General features: G+C 53.3%; 16 protein-coding genes and 2 pseudogenes. 11 read left to right on the top strand and 7 right to left on the bottom strand.

Annotated elements, in window-relative coordinates; all coding sequences use genetic code 11:
• The first annotated feature begins 213 nt into the window (after positions 1–213).
• Both F3J36_RS06125 and F3J36_RS06120 read left to right on the top strand, forming a co-directional pair.
• Positions 214–1,224: a GlxA family transcriptional regulator gene (locus F3J36_RS06125; RefSeq protein WP_166719203.1), complete on the top strand. Its 1,011-nt coding sequence runs from the start codon at positions 214–216 to the stop codon at positions 1,222–1,224.
• Between the two features lie 158 nt (positions 1,225–1,382).
• A complete protein-coding gene (locus F3J36_RS06120) occupies positions 1,383–3,032 on the top strand; it encodes a methyl-accepting chemotaxis protein (protein WP_132464012.1) in 1,650 nt (549 codons plus the stop codon).
• Between the two features lie 91 nt (positions 3,033–3,123).
• On the opposite strand, the gene alsS is transcribed toward F3J36_RS06120, so the two are convergent.
• Both alsS and budA read right to left on the bottom strand, forming a co-directional pair.
• The gene (gene alsS, locus F3J36_RS06115) at positions 3,124–4,803 is read right to left on the bottom strand and encodes an acetolactate synthase AlsS (RefSeq protein WP_058759171.1); all 1,680 of its coding nucleotides are present in this window, start codon (positions 4,801–4,803) and stop codon (positions 3,124–3,126) included.
• 14 nt (positions 4,804–4,817) lie between these two features.
• Positions 4,818–5,600: an acetolactate decarboxylase gene (budA, locus tag F3J36_RS06110; protein ID WP_166719202.1), complete on the bottom strand. Its 783-nt coding sequence runs from the start codon at positions 5,598–5,600 to the stop codon at positions 4,818–4,820.
• Positions 5,601–5,704: 104 nt separating this feature from the next.
• On the opposite strand from budA, the gene F3J36_RS06105 reads away from it, so the two are divergent.
• Together F3J36_RS06105 and F3J36_RS06100 are read left to right on the top strand one after the other, a co-directional pair.
• Positions 5,705–6,586, top strand: coding sequence for a LysR family transcriptional regulator (locus F3J36_RS06105; RefSeq protein WP_166719201.1), 882 nt, complete (start codon positions 5,705–5,707; stop codon positions 6,584–6,586).
• A 497-nt stretch (positions 6,587–7,083) separates the two neighbouring features.
• Positions 7,084–8,865, top strand: a complete 1,782-nt coding sequence (locus F3J36_RS06100; protein WP_166719200.1) for a sensor domain-containing phosphodiesterase — start codon at positions 7,084–7,086, stop codon at positions 8,863–8,865.
• 211 nt (positions 8,866–9,076) lie between these two features.
• Here F3J36_RS06100 and F3J36_RS06095 read toward each other — a convergent pair whose 3' ends face one another.
• From F3J36_RS06095 to F3J36_RS24065, 3 genes and pseudogenes are all read right to left on the bottom strand, one after another.
• On the bottom strand, positions 9,077–9,736 hold the full coding sequence (locus tag F3J36_RS06095; RefSeq protein WP_166719199.1) for a DUF2931 family protein: 660 nt from the start codon (positions 9,734–9,736) through the stop codon (positions 9,077–9,079).
• Positions 9,727–11,601, bottom strand: a complete 1,875-nt coding sequence (locus F3J36_RS06090) for a phospholipase effector Tle1 domain-containing protein (RefSeq protein WP_166719198.1) — start codon at positions 11,599–11,601, stop codon at positions 9,727–9,729. The genes F3J36_RS06095 and F3J36_RS06090 overlap by 10 nt, the downstream gene beginning before the upstream one ends.
• 55 nt (positions 11,602–11,656) lie before the next feature.
• Positions 11,657–12,043, bottom strand: a pseudogene (locus F3J36_RS24065) (resolvase); the annotation flags it as partial.
• Between F3J36_RS24065 and F3J36_RS24155 the strand changes: the two are divergent.
• A pseudogene (locus F3J36_RS24155) lies at positions 12,033–12,170 on the top strand (NAD-dependent dehydratase); the annotation flags it as partial. The pseudogenes F3J36_RS24065 and F3J36_RS24155 overlap by 11 nt on opposite strands.
• 64 nt (positions 12,171–12,234) lie before the next feature.
• Here F3J36_RS24155 and F3J36_RS06080 read toward each other — a convergent pair.
• Positions 12,235–13,263, bottom strand: coding sequence for a methionine synthase (locus tag F3J36_RS06080; protein WP_166719197.1), 1,029 nt, complete (start codon positions 13,261–13,263; stop codon positions 12,235–12,237).
• Between the two features lie 27 nt (positions 13,264–13,290).
• Complete coding sequence (locus F3J36_RS06075) at positions 13,291–14,274, bottom strand: DUF1852 domain-containing protein (RefSeq protein WP_058776344.1); 984 nt, start codon at positions 14,272–14,274, stop codon at positions 13,291–13,293.
• Positions 14,275–14,859: 585 nt separating this feature from the next.
• Between F3J36_RS06075 and F3J36_RS06070 the strand changes: the two genes are divergently transcribed.
• The 6 genes from F3J36_RS06070 (at position 14,860) to rpe (ending at position 20,459) form a co-directional block, all read left to right on the top strand.
• Positions 14,860–15,882, top strand: coding sequence for a tyrosine-type recombinase/integrase (locus F3J36_RS06070; RefSeq protein ID WP_088517597.1), 1,023 nt, complete (start codon positions 14,860–14,862; stop codon positions 15,880–15,882).
• 569 nt (positions 15,883–16,451) lie between these two features.
• Positions 16,452–17,420: a sugar-binding transcriptional regulator gene (locus tag F3J36_RS06065; RefSeq protein WP_088517596.1), complete on the top strand. Its 969-nt coding sequence runs from the start codon at positions 16,452–16,454 to the stop codon at positions 17,418–17,420.
• Between the two features lie 327 nt (positions 17,421–17,747).
• The gene (gene gatA, locus F3J36_RS06060; RefSeq protein ID WP_088517595.1) at positions 17,748–18,197 is read left to right on the top strand and encodes a PTS galactitol transporter subunit IIA; all 450 of its coding nucleotides are present in this window, start codon (positions 17,748–17,750) and stop codon (positions 18,195–18,197) included.
• 18 nt (positions 18,198–18,215) lie between these two features.
• Positions 18,216–18,509, top strand: coding sequence for a PTS sugar transporter subunit IIB (locus tag F3J36_RS06055; protein ID WP_088517594.1), 294 nt, complete (start codon positions 18,216–18,218; stop codon positions 18,507–18,509).
• 27 nt (positions 18,510–18,536) lie between these two features.
• On the top strand, positions 18,537–19,790 hold the full coding sequence (locus tag F3J36_RS06050) for a PTS transporter subunit IIC (RefSeq protein ID WP_166719196.1): 1,254 nt from the start codon (positions 18,537–18,539) through the stop codon (positions 19,788–19,790).
• A 24-nt stretch (positions 19,791–19,814) separates the two neighbouring features.
• Complete coding sequence (gene rpe / locus F3J36_RS06045) at positions 19,815–20,459, top strand: ribulose-phosphate 3-epimerase (RefSeq protein ID WP_088517592.1); 645 nt, start codon at positions 19,815–19,817, stop codon at positions 20,457–20,459.
• Positions 20,460–20,488 lie beyond the last annotated feature (29 nt).

Raw genomic sequence — 20,488 nt, 5'->3', positions numbered from 1 at the left:
ACACCTCTCGTTTGCCCGATCCCATCGCTTCATCCACGCGCCCTTTCCGCTTCCCTTCTGGTCTGATATCCGCTTATTGCCGGTTTCTTTTCCGATGACAACCGCCAGGGCCAGATAAAATAAGAGTCCGCTATTGAGGCCACAAAGCTTCAGCGGCGGAAAATGTCACATTTTTCACGCAAATCACGACAATCTGAACACAGGAAACCCCTTATGCGTATCGCCATACTCGCCCTGGAAGGCAGCGTACTGTCCGCCGTTGCCGGAATGACCGACCTTTTCTGGATAACCAACAAAGCGATTGCCTCTTCCCCCGTGCACGCCGCACGCTTTCCCGATAAAGCTTTTGAAACGCTGATTGTCAGCGCCAACGGTGACCCGGTGTGGGATACGGAAGGCCGCCTGATTCACATCGACAGCTCATTTCAGGGGGCCGGTGCGGTTGATGTGGTGATTGCGCCCGGCATGTTGCTGGGGCCCGACCTGCAACCTATCAACCTTGACAGTATCCGTCAGGCTGCCGGCTGGTTTAACAAACTCTATCAGCAGGGTGTCTGGGTGGCAGCTGCGGGCACCGGTGGCGTGATCCTCGGCGAGGCGGGTTTGCTGAATGACCGTTCCTTTACCACCACCTGGTGGGTCAGCCATATGCTGCAGGCGCGCTATCCGCAGGCGCGACTGGCGAAAGGCAAGACGCTGGAGGAAGACGATCGCGTCATTACCAGCGGTGGCTGTTTTTCGTGGATATCGCTGGCCCTGTATATCATTGAAAAAAGCGCCGGCAAGGCGGTGGCGGATCTCACCCGGGAGATGTCGCTGGCCGATAACCCTGTGCTGCACACCCACCTTCCCGGCTCGCCGGGTACGGTGAAAAGCAGCACGCCGTTTCTGGTGCGGGCGCAGGAGATCATCCGCCTGGAAAATCCCGCCATCAATGCCGCGCAACTGGCAGCCGCACTGAACGTTACCGGGCGCACCCTGCAGCGCAGAATGAAAGCCCTGTCGCAGGAAACGCCAAAAGAGTTTATTACACGCATCCGCATTGAACTGGCCTGTACCATTTTGGCCAGCACCGACGTCAGCGTGCGTCAGACCGCCTTGCAGTGCGGTTACAGCGAAGATACCGCCTTTCGTAAAGCTTTCCATCAGGTGATGGCGATGACGCCGGCCCAGTATCGTGAGTGGATAGCACACCGTAAGGCGCAGGTAATTAGCGCAAAATAATACGTCACGCATTTTGAAAGTTATTTAATTACTTCAAAATTAATGATCCTGAAAAGTTAATTTATTCATAATTTTTGAAATAACCTTTTGTGAGGTCCTGCCGATGTACGGTGGGTTGTCGCTTTATTCCTTTTAACTTTTTACCAGGTAACAATATGATGAATATTACTCAAAGACTTACCCTGGCTTTCATTTTACTCTCAGCTTCACTGGTGGTGACGGGCATTATTTCTGTACGACTGTTAGGCGGTTTTCAGGAGCGCTTTGAATATGTTCAGGTCAATGCGATTCCCTCTATTCGCGATCTGTCCGAACTGATTGATCGCAGCAATAAACTGTCTCTCTCCCTGTATAAACATCAAAGCCAGACTGACAATGCGCGCATGCCGCCGGTCGAGAAAGAGATCGCCCAGCGCCTGGCCGACATTAAAACGCTGGCAGAATATTATTTAGCCAATGATATCTCCAGCGACGAAGATAAGCAGATGACCATTAAAGGCCTGGCGACGCTGCGCGTGGTTGAGTCACGGTTGCCGGCCTTTCTGGCTGCTTCACACGCTCATCAGGATGACGTCACGCTCGGCATGCTGGAAGCCGAAAGTGGTATTGGCGGCGCCATCAGCCAGTTAAAAAATGATTATCGCCAGCAGATGGCGCTTAATTTGTCGCTGGGTGACGGCTTGCGCGTGGTCAACCAGGAGATTTATCACCGCACATTCTGGGGATTGAGTGCCGGGGTCGCGGTGACACTGCTGTTACTGGGTACGCTCACCGCGTTAACTCTGGTGCGCATTCGTCAGAGTCTGAAAGCGATTGGTCAGGTGATGGATCACGTTGGCAGCAGCCTTGATCTGAGCGTCACCGCCGATGACAGCAAAAAAGACGAAGTCGGCAATATGGCCCGCGCCTTTAACCAGCTGCTTGACCGGGTTGGCAGCGCGCTGGCGCAGGTCAGTACCGCTTCTCACGCCGTCAGTTCGGCGTCGGCACAAATCGCCGCCGGCAACGAAGATCTCTCCTCGCGGACGGAACAGCAGGCCGCCTCGCTGGAACAGACGGCGGCCAGTATGGCGGAACTGAGCGAAACCGTGCGTCAGACGGCCGACAATACCCGGCAGGCTAATCGTCTGGCCGGTAACGCGACAGAACTTTCAGACGCCAGCGCGGTGTCGCTGGGCAATATGCTCAACACCATGGCGGAGATCCGCTCCAGCTCGAAAAAAATCACCGAAATTGTCACGCTGATCGAAGGCATTGCCTTCCAGACCAATATTCTGGCACTGAATGCTGCTGTCGAAGCGGCGCGCGCCGGCGAACACGGCAAGGGCTTTGCGGTGGTTGCGGGTGAAGTGCGCAATCTCTCGCAGCGTTCAACCCAGGCGGCCAGGGAGATCAAACAGCTGATTGATACCTCCTACAGCCTGGTGGAATCGGGTGCGGTACAGGCCGAAGCGGTGGAAGAGAACATGACAGGACTGAAAACCGCGTTCCGTCAGGTGAATGACCTGGTAAGCGAAATTGCTGCCGCAGCCGAAGAGCAAAACACCGGCATCTCGCAGGTGCACCTGGCGATTAATCAGATGGATGATGTCACGCAGCAGAATGCGGCGCTGGTAGAGGAGGCCTCTGCCGCATCCGCGTCATTGCAGGATCAGGCGCAAACCCTGTCCGGCCTGGTGAACCAGTTTTCACTGGCCGGGTCCGCGCGACCTGCTGAGCGCCCGAAAACGGTCTCCGCGCTGAAACGTCCGGCTGCTGTACCCGTAGCCGCCGGGCACGGCATGGACGCGGACTGGCAGAGCTTTTAACCCCATCCGGCCAGCCTGGCGCTAAATAGCGCATTATTCCGGACCGCCGTGACGTTGACGGCCGGTCCGGACTGGCTCAGGTGACAGCCGATTAAAGCAGCTGGCTGAGGTGCAGCTGCCCCATCAACAGCGGGTTATCGCTGTAATCTACCGGGATGGCCACCACAGCCGGTCCTTCCACCTCCATCGCCCGCCGCAACGTGGGTTCCAGTTCAGCGGCGCTGTTCACCGAAAATCCAGCGGCACCAAACGCCTGCGCGTAAGCTTTGAAATCCACCGGCCCGAAGTTCACACCGGAGACGCGCTGGTATTTCTTCTCTTCCTGAATCGCCACCATGTTATAGCCATTGTCGACCCAGATGATGTGCAGAATATTGGCCTTTAACCTAACGGCGGTTTCCAGCTCCATGCTGGATTGCAGAAAGCCGCCGTCGCCCGACACCGAAACCACTTTACGGGATGGATCGACCAGCCAGGCGCCAATCGCCCACGGCAGCGCCACGCCCATGGTTTGCTGCCCGTTGGAAATCATGATTTGCCGTGCCCGGAAGCTGTAGAGGTAACGGGCAATCCAGATATGAAAACTGCCCATGTCGACCGTCAGACTGACGTCACTGTTAATGATGTCCTGCATCGCCCGGACGATACGCAGCGGATGCAGGGCGAACTGATCGAGGCTGGCACCCTGCATCGCCAGCAGCTGACGCTGTTGCTGCCGATCCTGCAGAATGGTGGCGGCAGCGTCGCTGAGCTGCAGCGGCGACGCGATTTGCGCGGCGATTTTGCGCACTGTCCCGGCGATATCACCTACCAGCTCAGCGTCGGGTTGATAGTGGTTATCGGTCTCGGCGGGCAGCACGTCGATGTGCACCAGCAAGGCATTGCTGCTGTTCCACATGGCCGGTTCATACTCGACCGGGCTGTAACCAATGGTGATAATCAAATCCGCCTGCTGGAGCAGGCGGTCACCGGCCTGATTGTTAAACAGGCCAACCCGCCCGGCAAAGCGTGAGAAGTGCTCCTGCCGCACCGCGCCCGCCGCCTGATAGGTGCTGGTCACCGGAATACGGCTTTTGCTCAGCAGTTCATGAATCGCCGCGCTGTTCTCCGGCTGGCTGGCCATCAGGCCCAGCAGAATCACCGGATTTTTCGCCCGCGCAATCTCGCGGCTTACGGCATTCACCAGCGCGTCGGGCGCAGCGCCCAGCGTGATGTGTCCTGAACGCTGTAACAGGCTGCCTGACACCGGCTGGTCAACAATGTCCTGCGGCAGACTGAGGAACGATGCGCCGCCGCGCCCGTTTTCGGCATGGCGAAACGCGTTCGATACACACTCCGCGAGCGCCGAGGCATCAGTGACTTCTACGGCAAATTTGGTCACCGGGCGAAACATCGCCACCGTATCCATGCTTTGATGCACCTGTTTGGCACTGTCGGAGCGCTTAACCGCCCCGCCGATCGCCACCACCGGATCGCCTTCGCTGGTGGCGGTAGCCATACCGGTCACCAGGTTTGAGCAGCCAGGCCCGGAAGTCACCAGCGCTACGCCGGCGTGGCCGGTCAGGCGGCCCATTGCCGCAGCCATAAACGCCGCGTTAGCCTCATGACGCACCGGAATCAGCTGAATGGAAGAGTCCACCAGCGAATCAAACACCTTGTCGATTTTGGCGCCGGGAATGCCAAAAATATGGTTTACGCCCTGCGCTTCCAGCTGAGCGACAACCAGGTCTGCACCACTGTTCCACAGCGTCTGGGTTTTAAGCTGTTTCATGATCACCTCTGCGATTAACTTTCGACGGAACGGATCGCGGCATCCAGATCCTGAGGATTAAGATCGGCCTGTAAAAACTCGCGATCCTGCGGCAGGTCGACCACCAGCTTGCTGATGGCACCAAACGTCAGCGTGCCCTGCTCCAGCACATAATCGAGGATATGCCCGCCGCCCTGACGATCGTCGGTAATGAAGTGCTCGTGATAGCCGGCGACGTTAATCCCCTGCATATATTGCGGCGTGCGGAATCCAATCAGCTCACCGTCACGCTGGCGAAAATCAAAGGTGGGCTGATTGCTCAGCACTTCCGGCATCGAGCGATACGGGCGGCACTGGCAGGGCACGGTGCGCGTCTGTACCGAGGCAAATCGACCGCTCAAACGCAGCGCGCAGAAATGGTTATCGGAGGTGATGATGCGATCAATCACCTGATGGACGTCATCGCGCGTGGCGGTATGCGCAAAGCGGTGCTGATGTTCCGGTTTAAAGAAGGTCATCACGGCGAACGGGGTTTGTTGTTCAGGCCGTGCCGGGCTGGCGCTGCCATCGGCGCGCAGCTGATAAACCTGCCGGTCAAATGCCACCAGTTCACCATCCAGCTGATTAAACGTGCCGAGGCCAAAATCGCCCTTCTGCAACAGCTGCGCGACGGTGGTAGAACCGTCATAGACGCCGTTGAGCAGCGCACTCATCAGGGAGGTCTGATAGATAACCTTTTCTGGTGATTGCTGTCCCAGTTGAGTGACGGATGCCTTTAGCTGATCTTCGCATGAACAATCAGATACAAATTTACACATTTGCTGCCTCACAATCAGATAGTTAAGCCGTGTTAATATCATGGTGGGCTACATAGCTCACAGAATCCAATAGTGAAAACTGCCAACTTCGAGACGTTTTTGATATGGAACTTCGCCACCTGCGTTATTTCGTTGCCGTTGCTGAAACGCAGCACTTTACCCGCGCTGCCGAGTTGCTGGGCATGTCGCAGCCGCCGCTCAGCCAGCAAATCCAGCGGCTGGAGCATGAGATCGGCACGCCGTTGCTGAAGCGCCTGACGCGCGGCGTGGAACTGACCGATGCGGGCCGCGCGTTTCTGCCCGATGCGATAGCGATTGTGCAGCTGGCCGATATGGCGCTGGAAAAGGCGCGCGGCGTGGCGCGCGGCATGAGCGGCCAGATGTCACTGGGTTTTGCCAGCTCGGTGGCGTTTGGCGCGCCGGTGTTTGAGCTGATTCGCGCCTTCAAAACGCGCTACCCGGCGATGGAGCTCATCACCCGGGAAGAGAACATGGCGCTGCTGATGCAGGACTTAGGGGAAGGTTTGCTGGATGCGGCGTTCATTCGTCTGCCGTGTGAGAGCAGTAAGGCGTTTAACCTGAAAGTGATCGCCACGGAGGAGATGAAAGTGGCGCTGCCAGCCAGCCATGCGCTCAGCCAGCAGCAAAGTGTTGCGCTAACGCAGCTGGCCGAAGAATCACTGATTATTTTCCCGCGCGAGGTTGCGCCCAGCCTGTACGAATTAATCGTCAGTGCCTGTCTGCGCGCCGGCTTTGATGCAACCCGCTTTCAGCAGGCACCGCAGATTACCTCCTCGCTCGGCATGGTGGGCGCAGGCTGCGGGATTGCGCTGGTGCCGGCTTCGCTGTGCTGCGTCAATAATCCACAGCTGGTATTTCGTGACATTGAAAACAATACGCTGTTCACCGACATTGCCTTTGCCTGGCGGCGTAATCATCCGGCCAAAACGGTGTTACACCTGCTGAGTTTGATTAACGGGGAATAATTTGAGGGGGAAATCTGACGTCTGCGGTGACAGAGCGGACTGAACAATATGCTTATATAACATTAGCCGGGGTAATAAATATACCGGCAGGTGCGTTTTTATCAGGATAATAATACGCAGCGATACTATTATTTTGCTCATCAATCACTAAAAACCAGCATTATTACCCGACTCATCCCTGCCAGAAATTAATAACGTCTTCATTGGCAATGTCTAATACCTGCACCTTCTACTTAATTAGAGTTAGCAGTAAGGACGCGTAACCTGTTATCAATCAGACTGATAAAAATATTACGATAAATTATCAGAATCGTCGCTGCTTAAAAATTTCGTTAAAGAAAATAAAAATGACAGATGCCGGTGTTAAGCCTACCATGAGAAAGACCATTATAATATTTACGCTTATTAACCACGCCAGCGGCAGGGTGTTGCAGGCCGCATACTGTACTTTTTGCTGTTAAATTTCGCACCGGAACCAGGCCGGCGCGGAGGAAATTATGCTGATGAATTTCAACGGTGACGACGATCGCCGCGCACGGGCATTGAAGGCGCTGCGCAGTCGCGACGAAAGCCGTGACGACGTATTACAAAACTTTGTCCGGCTGACCAGTCAGGCACTGGGTATTCCAGGTAGCTTTGTCTCCGTTCTGGATGATGAACATCAGTATATCTGTGCCGCCCACAATTTTGCGTTGAAGCACTCGTCCCGTGACGACTCGCTGTGCCGCCACGCCGTGGACAGTGACGGCGCGGTAGTTATCTCCGACACCCTGCTGGATGCGCGTTTTGCCCGCCATCCGCTGATCATCGGTGCCCCTTTTATCCGCTTTTACGCCGGTGTGCCGCTCAGACATCGCGATGGCTATGTACTGGGCACGCTGTGCGTCACGGACGTGGCGCCACACGCGTTCAGCGCTGATCAGGTGAAGGTATTACAGCTGCTGGCCGATCTGGTGATGTCCTTCCTCGAAGCGTGGCACTGCGCCGGCTTCACCGATCCGGTCACGGCACTGCCTAACCGCCAGCGCCTGATTCGCGACCTGCAGCGGCTGGCCTCCATCGGGGACCGGACGCCGCAGCGGCTGATCGTGATAGACTGCATTGATATGCCGCGCGCCTACGAGCTGGCGCGCTCAATGGGCATGGGGCCGGTGGAAAGCCTGCTGAAGCACGTCACCACGTTACTGCCTTTGCGCCTGCAGCCTGGTGCGGACGACATCATTTATACCGTCGCCACCGGGCGCTTTGCGATTCTCACCATGGATAACAGCCCGCTGAACGCCGCATCGGTGGCGGAAAACCTGTCAGGGATCAGCGCGGATTTGGGCGCGGGTATCTCTGTCGCCCTCACCTGCTTTACCGGCGAGGTCATTTTCACGCCAGCAGAATTTCGCGCGCAGGAAGTGCTGCGCCGGGCGGTAAGTGCGCTGCATGAGGCGATTGGCAACCGGGTGCCCGCCATGAGCTTCAGCCTGGTGGCCGATCAGCGCCGCACTCAGGACTTTCTGCTGATGAACGATCTGGCTGCGGCACTGCAACAGGATCAGGGCCTGTGGCTGGCGTTCCAGCCGAAGATCTGCCTGAACAGTGGCCGGCCCATTGGACTGGAGGCACTGGTGCGCTGGCGGCATCCGCAGCGCGGCGAACTCGCTCCCGATCTGTTTATCCCGCTGGCGGAACAGACCGAGCTGCTCAGCACCTTAACCAGCTGGGTGACCGACAAGGCGATCGCCAGGTTAAAACGCCTGCAGCACAGCCCCCTCCAGCTGCCGGTGACCATCAATATCAGCAGTCGCGACTTCTCAGATCCCGGTTTTGCCGATGCGCTGGAAATGAAAATGCTGCAGGCCCGCCTGCCGACCTCGCTGCTGGGCATTGAATGCCTGGAGACCGAGCAGATTATTAACAGTCCCGCGGCGCTACAGGGGCTGGAGATGCTGAAGCTGCGTGGGTTTGGCATCTCGCTGGATGACTTTGGCACCGGCTACAGCAATATCGGCTACCTGCGACGGATGCCGCTGGATGTGATCAAGCTTGATCGCGCGCTGATCAGCGAAATTGCCTCAGATACCGCGTCGCGGATTATCGCGCGCAGCATCATTACCATGCTGAAACAGCTGGATTACACCGTACTCGCTGAAGGCGTAGAGAATGTCGACACCGTTGCCGCGCTGGCGGAGTACGGCTGCGATCAGGCGCAGGGTTACTTTTATGCGCGCCCGCTGCCGGAAAGCGAACTGGATGCGTGGCTGACGCGCCAGCTTGCGGCACAACGCTGAGTTATGGTTCAGTGTACGCCGGGAAGCGTCCGCAGTACGCTTTCGACCAGCTGAGTAATCCGCCGCGCGCGTTGCGAAATAAAGCGACCGTCGGGATAGATGACGTAAAGGGTTCAGTTTAGGAAACGGAAAATATTGTACGTTAAGACTAAAAATTGACCACCAAACCCCAAAGGATCCTGGGAAGATCCTTCAGGGGTAAATAGGTTTCTTACCAACTACCGTAAGGATATTTTTTCCCTTTGATAAAATCTTTTATATCTTTGTCATACCCATAAGAAAAATCACTCTTGGTTATCCCTTTGCAAATATCTAATTTATCCCCTGATACGGTTTTCAGGACTGACGGGGTGACGCGATAATTAGGCTCAGAACCACTTCCCTGTAACCAGACTACCACTTTCCCCTCCGGAGCCAGACCAATTTGTACTCTGTCGTAATACGCAGTTCTTCCCCGATAATCCCTGTACTCACTCGGCCTGAGCATTTTCTCCAGTACAGGTTTAGGGATCGTCAGGTGAGTTTCATACACTTTTTTATCGATAATCGAGTCCCAGCAAAAAATAATATGTCTGGGAGGCCGTTTAACGTGATTCCAGTAGCCACCAGGCGCACGGTCTTTGTCGTTCCACTCGCCGATAACATCGGGCAGGTCGGGCGTACTGTTCAGCGTGTTAAAGCGATAGTCCTTTCCATCAGAATCAAGAATAGCGGCAAACGTCACCACTGCTGGCAACGCTTTAGGTGTGAAAAAGTTAAAAGTCCACTCTGCCGGTACATTGCTTTGCGCGGCGGTGTCGGACAAAGATTTCCCCTGACAGGCCGTCAGAATCAGCAACGGAAAAAACCAGGCTGCACGGATTATTTCCATATTTTATTCCCGTCCATATCATAAACTGTACGTTGCCAGCGCTCGTCTGGCCGGTTGGTGAACGTTACCAGCTTCGCTGGTTTGACTGCACCGCTGATACTCCCCTGGCCGTCTCTCACCACGCTATTCCAGTTGGCTGAGCAGTGAATATATTTTTCGGCCAGCATCAGAATTTCTGGCGTGGTAAAGCCGGGGGCAGGTTGCCCTCTCCTTATGGCACGGCCCATTACAATCGCTTTTTCACACAAGCTATTCAGTTCTGGCCGGAGTTTTAATTCTGCATTTGTATCTCGGATAGGATCAAACAACACCCCGGCATCCTGCGCCGCATCGAGCATCACCCGCAATACCACCTTCGACCAGTCGTTACGCGTCGGACGGTCGATAACCAGTGCGGCACCGCTACGTTTCTGTAGCGTTCCGTAACGGTCGGCGGGCATTCTGTCGTCATACCAGGTAGCAACATTCACCTCTACCGCATTCAACAAGGGCGCTATCGCCGGATAGCCGTCGAGTGCTGTAAGCTGCGCGCAGGCCTGCCGATAAATCCGGGTTTCCGTATCAGGGGTGGAGTGAGGGACGGTTTCAAACTCTGGTCGGGTAAGAAAGTATGCTTCTTGTTCGTCGGGGTTGTAGCCACCACCAATGTCGGAGTGTGCACCGGGCAGCGCCAGCTCCGGCCACGCCGGTTTTACGCTATTCAGCGCGAAGTTAAAGCGGCATTCGTGCTGGGCGGTGATATGGAACACTTTGTCTGCCACGCCCGGACGCAGCACCAGATTGACATCCCCGGTGTCGGCGCTGTGCGGGTTGAGGCCGTTAACTGGTGTCCCGATGGCGGCTACGGTATCGAATATACCCACAAAGCGGGTTTTTCCTCCGGGCGTCCCGGAAAACTCAATAACATTCAGACCTGCTTTAATCGCCGTGATAATGGCGTGATCCTGGCTGAACACCCGATTGGCAAAGTGGCGCGCCGCCGCTGCTCCCCGGCTGAAGCCAAAAATATCAAACTGCAGCTCTTTAATGGTGCAGGAACTGGTGTTGGCATGCTGGAGTAAATAACCCTGAATACCGGAAGCCAGTGCTGCAACTGCTTTATCGGTTTTTCTCACTACGCCAGTATCGCCCCGGCCTGTTCCCATTCCGTAAGTGCTGTCGCCAGCTCCGTCTTCCGTACCGATACCCTCGATATAAATAGCGTACTGACCGGCTCCTGTATCGGGCCTGATATCCTGTCTATACAATGTATTCAACCAGTGTACGTTGCTGTAGTAACCGATATAGCTCCCTGCAGCAGTGCCGCTGTAGCCACGTTTTAGTCTCACGCACTGGGAATACGCAGATCCAGCATCAGCATCATTCATCCCGTAATGTTCACCGGAACAGGCGGCCTGACGATCACCGCTGTTATTCGCATTGTTGCCTGTGCCATCAAAGAACACGCCGATGGTCAGCGTAATTTCCCGTTTCTTCTTCGCGGCCTGCGCTCGCTGTTCAGGCTCTGACTCCTGCGCTTTTTTCCTCGCGGTCTCGGCCCGTTCGGCTACCCGTCCGGCGTTGCTGTCGCGCTCGTAGGTGTGCGTCTGGACTGACGGAATAAAACGGGCGCGGCACGGGCAGGAGCTGTAGCTGTCCAGCGAACCCGCCCACTCTTTCAGCTCTCCGCCCACCTCATAGGTGTCCCCAGTGCCGCCGCACACCCGGAAGCGCCCCTCATGCTTCCCGCACGTCACCGGGTCGCCCTCCCTGACCTGCTGCCGCACAATGCCACCGATTTCGTAGGTGTCGTCAGACGCACCGGAAAGGATCCGTCCTCCACAGGTGGTTTTATCCAGGTGATACAGAAAAAATCCCGTTGCCATAATCCCTCATGAATGAAGTGGTTATTAAGTCAGCGCATCATACCTCAATCATGACTTAACCAAAATCTTCGGCTTCAGGTTGCCTGTACAACGCCTGAATACGGCAGGTTTGCGAAGGGCTGTAACCTGTTGCATCTGGTGTTTTCCGGATACTGAGTTTTTTGACCTGCTAGTAGTACAGGACTTTCTGGTGCCGCGCCTAATGGGCCTGTTTGCCCCGGTATATTCCTTCAATTCCCTGTTTTTGCCGCTGACGGCGGCTCAGCAAATCCTTATGCGACATTGAGGTCATCAGGTCGATAAGCATATTATTGACGGCGTTTATCACGGCTCGGGTAATCGGGTCGGCCTGTGATCAGTCTTTATCTGACAGCGCCTGCCATGAGGTAGGTACATCCAGACTGACAATCCGCAGCTCGTGTTGTTCTATATTCGTTTTTAGCTGGGATTACGACATGTTCGGAGATGGCAGTAAAATACGCCGCGCGGGCTTTCAGCACGGTCGGGCAACGGACGAGATGTTTATGAGTTTGTTCCGGCAATTCCGTCAGGACGGTGTGATTCCCTGAGCGCAACGCTGGCGGAGGTGTGATGATACGGCGGCCAGCGACCGCCGTATTTATTGCTGGTGCATTAGCCCTGCAGTTCTTTGCGCACAATCTCTGCGCCGGCACTTAATGCCTGCAGCTTGCCGTAAGCCACATGACGCGACAGCGGCGTCATGCCACAGTTGGTGCTTGGATAGAGTTTATCGGCATCTACAAACTGCAGCGCTTTACGCAGCGTGGCAGCCACTTCTTCCGCTGTTTCGATGGTGTTGGTAGCGACATCAATCGCGCCAACCATGACTTTTTTACCGCGAATCAGTTCAATCAGATCCATCGGCACGCGTGAGTTCTGACACTCCAGCGAAACGATATCGATACCGGAACTCTGCAGTTTAGGGAAGATCTCCTCATACTGGCGCCACTCGGTACCCAGCGTTTTCTTCCAGTCGGTGTTGGCTTTGATGCCGTAGCCGTAGCAAATATGCACCGCGGTCTCACATTTAAGCCCTTCGATGGCGCGTTCTAAGGCGGCAATACCCCAGTCATTCACCTCGTCGAAAAAGACGTTAAAGGCGGGTTCGTCAAACTGAATAATATCAACGCCAGCGGCTTCTAATTCGCGCGCTTCCTGATTGAGAATTTTAGCGAATTCCCACGCCAGCTTCTCACGGCTTTTATAGTGATCGTCATACAGCGTGTCGATCATGGTCATCGGGCCCGGCAGCGCCCATTTAATTGGACGCTGCGTCAGCTGACGCAGGTATTTGGCATCATCGACAAAGACCGGTTTCTGCCGGCTCACTTCGCCCACCACGCCGGGTACGCTGGCATCATAACGATTACGGATGCGCACCGTTTTGCGATTTTCAAAGTCAACGCCGTTGAGGTGTTCGATAAAGGTGGTAACGAAGTGCTGGCGCGTTTGCTCGCCGTCGCTGACGATATCAATACCGGCCTGCTGCTGGTCGTCCAGACATAAACGCAGTGCATCCTGTTTGCCCTGAATCAGCTCATCGCCCTGCAATTTCCACGGCGACCATAATGTCTCTGGCTGTGCCAGCCAGGAAGGTTTTGGTAAGCTGCCAGCCGTTGACGTCGGTAATAATGTTTTCATTAATCAATAACCTTATTTATTCGTTAATCAAAGAGCGAAATGATCAGACCACTGTTTCAGAATGCTGTGGTAAGGCTTAATAAACTGCTCTTCGGTAAATTTACCCTGCTCAATCGCCAGGCGGGTACGCTCTTCGCGATCGTAAACAATTTTGGTCAGCGAGTGATCCTGATGATACAGGTCTGGCTGATATTCAATGCCCGCCGGTGAGTTCGCATTGTAAATCTCCGGGCGGTAAATTTTCTGGAAGGTTTCCATGGTACTGATGGTGCTGATCAGCTCCAGATTACTGTAATCACTGAGCAAATCACCGGCGAAGTAGAAGGCGAACGGCGCCACGCTGTTGGCCGGCATGAAATAGCGCGCCCTGAGTCCCATTTTGGCGAAATAGAGATCGGTCAATGAAGATTCATTTTGCTGATACTCAATGCCCAGCACCGGATGCTGGTTACCGGTACGACGGTAGATATTTTTGCTGGAGACGCTGAGGCAAATGACCGGCGCTTTGCGGAAGTTGGCTTTATACGTCTCTGAGTTGACAAAATGGCGGAAAATATTGCCGTGCAGCACGCCGAAGTCATCCGGAATACTGAAACCGGAACGGCCTTTATTATGCTCGGACAGCAGAACGCTGAAATCATAATCACGCACGTATGAAGAAAAATTGTTGCCGGTGATGCCTTCAATGCGCTCACTGGTTTTTTTATCAACAATATTGGTTTTCAGGATCTCAATCGCCGGAAAGCTTTTGCCCTCGCCGCCTGCACCCAGATTCATTTCCACAGAAATGATATCCAGTTCAATCGCATAACGATCGCCTTTCGGGTTGTCCCAGTTCGCCAGCGAATTGAAACGGTTGTTCATCATGATCAGCGCGTTGCGCAGATTCTCTTCACGATTGCTGCCGCGCGCCAGGTTGGCAAAATTGGTGGTAATGCGCGTATCTTTGGAGGGATTGTAATTCTCATCGAAGCGCGTGCTTTTTATACTAAAGGTAAAATCATTTTTCATCGCGAGCGGGCATCCTGATTTCTGCTTGCAACCTGACGCTGTTCTCTCCTTCACCGGAGTTCTCAAAACGTTTACAGGTTTGCAAATTCAGCAGTGGTCATATTGTCGAAAATATTTAACATGACCTTAGTTATGCCAGAGTCCCTGCGTGAGGAAAAGTGATTAAATTTCAAAGCAAGATGAGCTAACTTCATGTTGCCTGCACCAGACTCGCGCAGAGGATAGGTAAGCAAAGGTTGGGCAAAAAACCTGCAAAATCAGGCGCTAATCTGAACCATTGAGCTGGCAACCCTTAGCCTGTCAGCTGACGGCGCGATTGTCAGGTGAAAAAACTTCACCATCACCGTTTTCCATCCCCTTTACCACTGTCTATCCAGATTTTCAGCGGTTAGAATAGCTGACTTCATATAATTGGCATTATATGACGCTGGGATCCTCCCGAGGATCCGGGTATGATGATGATCCGGCCTGCTCGGGGCCAGAACGAACAAAAATGCGGCAGCGCTGCATGAATTCTGCAGGGGTAAGCCCCTGCTTTCTTCTCAGAATTCACGTAGCGACGCCAGGTGGATAATCGGCGGAAACATGACACATACGGCACTCCTGCCGGGCCTGAACGGCCCGGAGGACGGCGACATCACCGGGCGGCTGCGCGAGTTCGTCAGCGATCGGGAAGCCTTCTCGGACAACACGTGGCAGCAGCTGCTCAGCGTAATGCGCATTGCCGGCCGCTGGGCGGCAGAGCACGGCCGGGCGCTGCTGCCGATGGCGCCGTCCGATCTGCGCGATTACCTGCTGTGGCTGCAGGCGTCCGGACGCGCCTCTTCCACCATCAGCACGCACGCCGCGCTCATTTCAATGTTACACCGTAACGCCGGTCTGATTCCGCCCAATGCATCGCCACAGGTATTCCGGGCGGTCAAAAAGATTAACCGCACCGCTGTCATCGCTGGCGAGCGTGCCGGTCAGGCCATTCCCTTCCGGCTTCACAACCTGCTCTCGCTCGATGCGAGCTGGTCAATCTCCGATCGCCTGCAGCAGAGGCGCGACCTGGCGTTTCTGCACGTGGCCTACTCCACCCTGCTGCGTATCAGCGAGCTTGGCCGCCTGCGGGTGCGTGACATCTCGCGCGCGGCAGACGGCCGGGTTATCCTGGATGTGGCGTGGACCAAAACCATTGTGATGACCGGGGGGCTTATCAAGGCCCTGGGCGACCTCTCCTCGCAGCGCCTTACGGAATGGCTGACGCTTTCGGGGCTGGCCGGCGAACCTGACGCCTTCATCTTCGGTCCGGTTCACCGCTCGAACCGGGCAGTCGCTGCGACTGAAAAGCCGCTTTCCGCCCGGGCACTGGAGGATATCTTTGCCCGCGCCTGGCTGGATGCCGGCGACGCCGGCAGTGTGCGGCCAAACAAGAACCGCTACCGCGCCTGGTCAGGTCACAGTGCGCGGGTCGGCGCCGCCATCGATATGGCCACGAAAAAATACAGTACCGCGCAGATCATGCAGGAAGGAACCTGGAAAAAACCGGAAACGGTGATGCGTTATATCCGCCACGTTGACGCGCATGCAGGGGCAATGATCGATCTGATGAAGCAGTTCGACTGATTTCCGGCAGCAGATGCCGTGAGTGACTATTGCTGAGTCTCAAAATGCAGACAAGGTAGAAAGCGAAAACCCCAACAGGGGAGCGTTTTGCGTGAAACTGTGCTCTCTGCAGCAATAATGTGGCTGGTTATTAGCGCCTGCGCCTTTCTTTGGTATGAACCTCTTCCTCTACATGGTAAGCCATCGCATCAAGTATGAATCCCCCCTAACCCGTCGGGCCAGCGGAAAGTTGTATATTTTCATGCCGTTGTTAAGAAATACGTCGCACGTTATTGTCCCGGTATGCATCCGGATCTCGCGGATGAGGCTGCGTGCTGTCAGCTGGCATGTCCGACGAACGCTGATATCCAGCTGGTTCAGGTCCTTTGCCGGTGTGCAGTCACACACCTGTCAGGAGTGCTGTAATCTCAGCTTGGCGTTAAATAAAAGTGTTTGATATCACATATTTGTCAGTTATAGCCGATATCTTCATATCAAAAGAGCAAGTTAAATAGTACTCTTTTGAGATATTTTGCAGGGAATCAGTTTACTGAAACTGGTGTTGTCTCTGATTAAAGATGGAATGTGCGATGTCGAAACGCAGAAAGAACAGCCGCTGGTCGGCTTACGATCCCCGTTATATCTATTCTCTTGTGGTCAGACGTTATTTTGTTGAGATGAAGACGAAAACTGAAATCGCCGAGGAACTTGAGATTTCACGCTTCAAGGCTGCGCGTCTAATCGATGAAGCGATTGAACAAGAATATGTGAAATTTCTTTTTCCTAAACAACAGATGCTGGATGAAGAGATCGCCTTTAATTTGTGTGAAAAATACGGGCTGGAAAAGGCGGTCGTGCTCTCTGTTTCAGAATCGTGGGACAGCCAGGAGCAGCTCAACGACAAACTTGGCGGTATCACAGCTAACTACCTCAGCGATAATCTGACTGAAGGAATGAAGGTGGGTATCGCCTGGGGGCGCGTGCTATCCAGTACGGTCAGCCATTTGAACAGCCTGCCCCCACTTGACGTGGTGCAATTGTCCGGCGTACATCCCGGCATTGAGTTTAGCCAGGGGCCGATTGACCTCATTCATCGTTTATCTGCCATTTCCCAGGGCAAAGCCCACCCTATGTATGTCCCGATGTGGGTAGACGATGAAAGTCTGGCTGAAAAACTGGCCAGCGATCCTGCGGTGGTGGATACTCAACAATTCTATTCGCAGCTCGATGTGGTGATCACCGGTATTGGTGCGTGGAAAACCGGATCATCCAGCCTGTGCGATATCTTCCCGGAGTCCTGGCAGACACCGCTGTTCGAGGACGACATTGCGGCGGATGTGTGTATTACGCTGGTGAATAGTAAGGGTGAGATTCTTGATAGCCCTATGAATCGTCTGGGCTTTGGGATCTCCACGGAGCAGTTGCGGAAGACAAAAACCGTGATTGGTGTTGCCGGTGGCGAGCAAAAATATGAAGGTATCGTTGCATCGCTGAAATCCGGTCTGCTGGATGTGCTGATCACCGACTTCGACACAGCGGTTAAGCTCGTTAACGGCTGATATTTCTACTCATTTCAGGGGCGCGAATGCGCCCTCTCTTCCTGTTCGGCTCATATTTTAAACTCGACCTGCTGTGTCATCCATACAATCTAAATCTGTATTTTAATTATTTGCATTTAAATCAATTGCTTAATCTTTAGGTCAGGATACAGCCACTGCTGGTTTTGCTCATATGAGCAAAAATTAGATTGCTCTAATGATATTTTATGTGATCGAGCTAAAACTTTTGCACGCTGCTCATTTGCAGGAAAAATTGCTGTGATATATATGCTCATATGATTTTATGTTTTGCTCACCTGAGCAAAAAAATGAATTGAGGAGAAGTTGGTGAGTACAGTAACGATCAATGTTGCGGATGGTGCGGCGTTCCAGAATTACGATGACGTGCTTCAGCACATCCATGAAAAACTCAGTGCTGAAGGAATTGTGAAAGCAACCTACCTGGGAGCTCTGCGTGAGCGTGAAGCCCTGTACCCCACCGGGATCCAGCTTGAGGGTTATGCTGTGGCTATCCCGCATTGTGATGCGGATCATGCCAATAGACCGTCCATTTATATCATTCGCTTGCCGCAGCCGGTGCTGGTTAATCAGGCAGACGGTGATGAACAATTGCCGGTAAGTCTGGTGATTAATCTAGTAGTGACCGATCCGGCTAATCAGTTGCAGTTGCTGAAAGCCTTATTCAACAATCTACAAAGCGAAGCGTTCTACCATAATTTACTTGAGCTTCCTTCTGAAGAAGCCAAATCGCTGTTTATTTCAACCATCCTGCCATAAGCGTACCGGAGCATAATGATGATTAATATTCTTGTAGCCTGCGGAAGCGGCGTTGCCACTTCAACTCTTGCCGCTGATGAAGTGAAGTCGGTGTGTGCTGAATATGGCATCACCTCTTACAAAGTCAACAAATGCAGCATGTCAGAATTGCCCTCTGAATTGCAGCATGCCGATGTAGTACTCACTACTAATAACTATAAAGGAGAAATCGGAAAACCTCATATGAGCGTAGCGGGTTTTATCACCGGAATTAATGAAGGTGCGTTACGTAAAAAACTGGGGGATTTATTAACTGAGCTTTCAAAAAACTAATAATAAAAAATAACTGGGGATGACAAGATGGACATGTTAAAACACATAATGCTGACGATAACAAGCATGGGGGCGACTGCCATCCTACCACTTGTCATCTTCATATTAGGCCTAGTTTTCCGCATGAAAATCGGTGCGGCGATTAAATCCGGTATTATGGTCGGTATCGGATTTATCGGTCTTGGCTTAGTGGTTAATCTGCTCAGCACCTCATTAGCACCTGCAATTGCCTATTACTCGAAAATGGGCAGCGGATTTACCGTGGCCGACATTGGCTGGCCAGCGGTAGGGGCCGCTGCGTGGGTTGCACCTTTTGCGGCCCTTGTGGTGCCTGTCGGTATTATCCTTAACCTGCTGTTGGTGCGGCTGAAATTAACCAAAACGCTGAACGTAGATATCTGGAACTACATGCATTTCCTGGTGCCTGGCGCACTGGCTTATTTCATCTTTGACAGCTTCTGGATTGGTTTCGGTGTTGCCGTAGCCCTGAGTGTGATTGCCCTCTTTATTGGCGATTTGATTGCACCTCGCTGGCAAAAATATTACGGTCTGGAAGGTACCACCTGTACCACCATGATCCATATCGGCTGGACGTTACCTTTTGCCTGGCTGGTGAATAAAGTGATTGATGTGATTCCCGGTCTAAACAAACTCGATGTCGATTTAGAGAGTGTGCAGAAACGTCTCGGTGTATTCGGTGAGCCGGCCATCATTGGTGTTATTGTGGGTTGCTTGCTGGGATTACTGACGAAACAACCGGTAACAACCATTGTCCCAATGGCAATGGGAGTGGCGGCGGTCATGGTTCTGCTGCCTAAAGTGGTAGGCGTATTAATGGAAGGTCTCTCACCGATTGGCAAAAGTGCCAAAGAGATCATGCAGCGCCAGATGGGTAAAGATGCAGAACTGAATATTGGTATGGACTGCGCACTGGCGTTGGGTGACCCTGCAACCGTAACGGTCACCGTGATTACCATCCCGCTGACTATGCTGTTTGCCTTGATATTGCCGGGCGTGATGATCTTCCCGATTGGTGTGTTGATGTCAATTATTTACATGAGCACCATGACCGTGATGGCCAGCAACGGCAACGTTATCCGTTCGATTATCTCAACCTTACTGTTCACGATTGTCGTGATGTATTTAGGTGGTTACGTCGCACCCGGCGCAACGCAATTCCTACACGGGGCGGGCGTAGGCTTGCAGGGCCAAGGTACTGACTTTGTTTTAACCGGGCCCTGGGAAGTATTGACGTATTGGTTGAGCACAGTATTCCATTAATTTAAATAATGAGGTTTGCTTACCATGGCACAAATATTACCTTCAATATTCGGAGCGAACATTCTACGTCTGCAAGATGAAATTCGTTTCTTAGAGGAAGAAAATACCGAAATACTCCATGTTGATTTAATGGATGGAACCTATGTGAGCAATATTGCATTTGGTCCCAATCAAATTTCAGCCATGAAAAAAGCCAGCAAGATGATATTCGATGTGCATATGATGCTGGCTAACCCGGAACGCCATATTGACGATGTCATCAATACTGGTGCAGAAATGATTTCCGTACATTATGAATCCACGCCACATGTGCACTTCATTTTGCAGAAAATCAAAAAGGCCGGGCGTAAGGCTGGTGTGGTGATCAACCCCGGCACACCAGAAAGTGTGCTGGAATATTTATTAGATGATATTGATTACATACTGATTATGACCATCAATCCGGGGCAGCCCGGACAGATATTCATTGAGAAGAGTCTGGAGAAAATCAGAAACACCAGAAATATGATTGCGGATCGAAATATTCAGATTGAAGTTGATGGCGGTGTTAATCTGGACATCGCGAAAAAAGTTCAGGAAGCTGGTGCGGACTTAATTGTGGTTGGCGGTGCCTTATTTAATGACAACCCTAAAACAAGCTATCAGGCACTAAAAGCCGCCATGAATTAATTCCAGTCCTTTCGTTAATGGCGTGCTCA

This window comes from Pantoea sp. Cy-640, assembly GCF_011752635.1.
In the GTDB taxonomy this organism is placed as follows: Bacteria; Pseudomonadota; Gammaproteobacteria; order Enterobacterales; family Enterobacteriaceae; genus Pantoea; species Pantoea dispersa.
This window is presented reverse-complemented; position numbering and strand designations above follow the sequence as displayed.

Bases quoted from the DNA above. Each gene is read 5' to 3' on its own strand.
- F3J36_RS06125 (WP_166719203.1), top strand. From the start codon at position 214: ATGCGTATCGCCATACTCGCCCTGGAAGGCAGCGTACTGTCCGCCGTT.
- F3J36_RS06075 (WP_058776344.1), bottom strand. From the start codon at position 14,274: ATGAAAAATGATTTTACCTTTAGTATAAAAAGCACGCGCTTCGATGAG.
- F3J36_RS06100 (WP_166719200.1), top strand. From the start codon at position 7,084: ATGCTGATGAATTTCAACGGTGACGACGATCGCCGCGCACGGGCATTG.
- alsS (WP_058759171.1), bottom strand. From the start codon at position 4,803: ATGAAACAGCTTAAAACCCAGACGCTGTGGAACAGTGGTGCAGACCTG.
- F3J36_RS06050 (WP_166719196.1), top strand. From the start codon at position 18,537: ATGGACATGTTAAAACACATAATGCTGACGATAACAAGCATGGGGGCG.
- F3J36_RS06120 (WP_132464012.1), top strand. From the start codon at position 1,383: ATGAATATTACTCAAAGACTTACCCTGGCTTTCATTTTACTCTCAGCT.
- F3J36_RS06105 (WP_166719201.1), top strand. From the start codon at position 5,705: ATGGAACTTCGCCACCTGCGTTATTTCGTTGCCGTTGCTGAAACGCAG.
- F3J36_RS06065 (WP_088517596.1), top strand. From the start codon at position 16,452: ATGTCGAAACGCAGAAAGAACAGCCGCTGGTCGGCTTACGATCCCCGT.
- F3J36_RS06095 (WP_166719199.1), bottom strand. From the start codon at position 9,736: ATGGAAATAATCCGTGCAGCCTGGTTTTTTCCGTTGCTGATTCTGACG.
- rpe (WP_088517592.1), top strand. From the start codon at position 19,815: ATGGCACAAATATTACCTTCAATATTCGGAGCGAACATTCTACGTCTG.
- F3J36_RS06090 (WP_166719198.1), bottom strand. From the start codon at position 11,601: ATGGCAACGGGATTTTTTCTGTATCACCTGGATAAAACCACCTGTGGA.
- F3J36_RS06080 (WP_166719197.1), bottom strand. From the start codon at position 13,263: ATGAAAACATTATTACCGACGTCAACGGCTGGCAGCTTACCAAAACCT.
- F3J36_RS06070 (WP_088517597.1), top strand. From the start codon at position 14,860: ATGACACATACGGCACTCCTGCCGGGCCTGAACGGCCCGGAGGACGGC.
- budA (WP_166719202.1), bottom strand. From the start codon at position 5,600: ATGTGTAAATTTGTATCTGATTGTTCATGCGAAGATCAGCTAAAGGCA.
- F3J36_RS06055 (WP_088517594.1), top strand. From the start codon at position 18,216: ATGATTAATATTCTTGTAGCCTGCGGAAGCGGCGTTGCCACTTCAACT.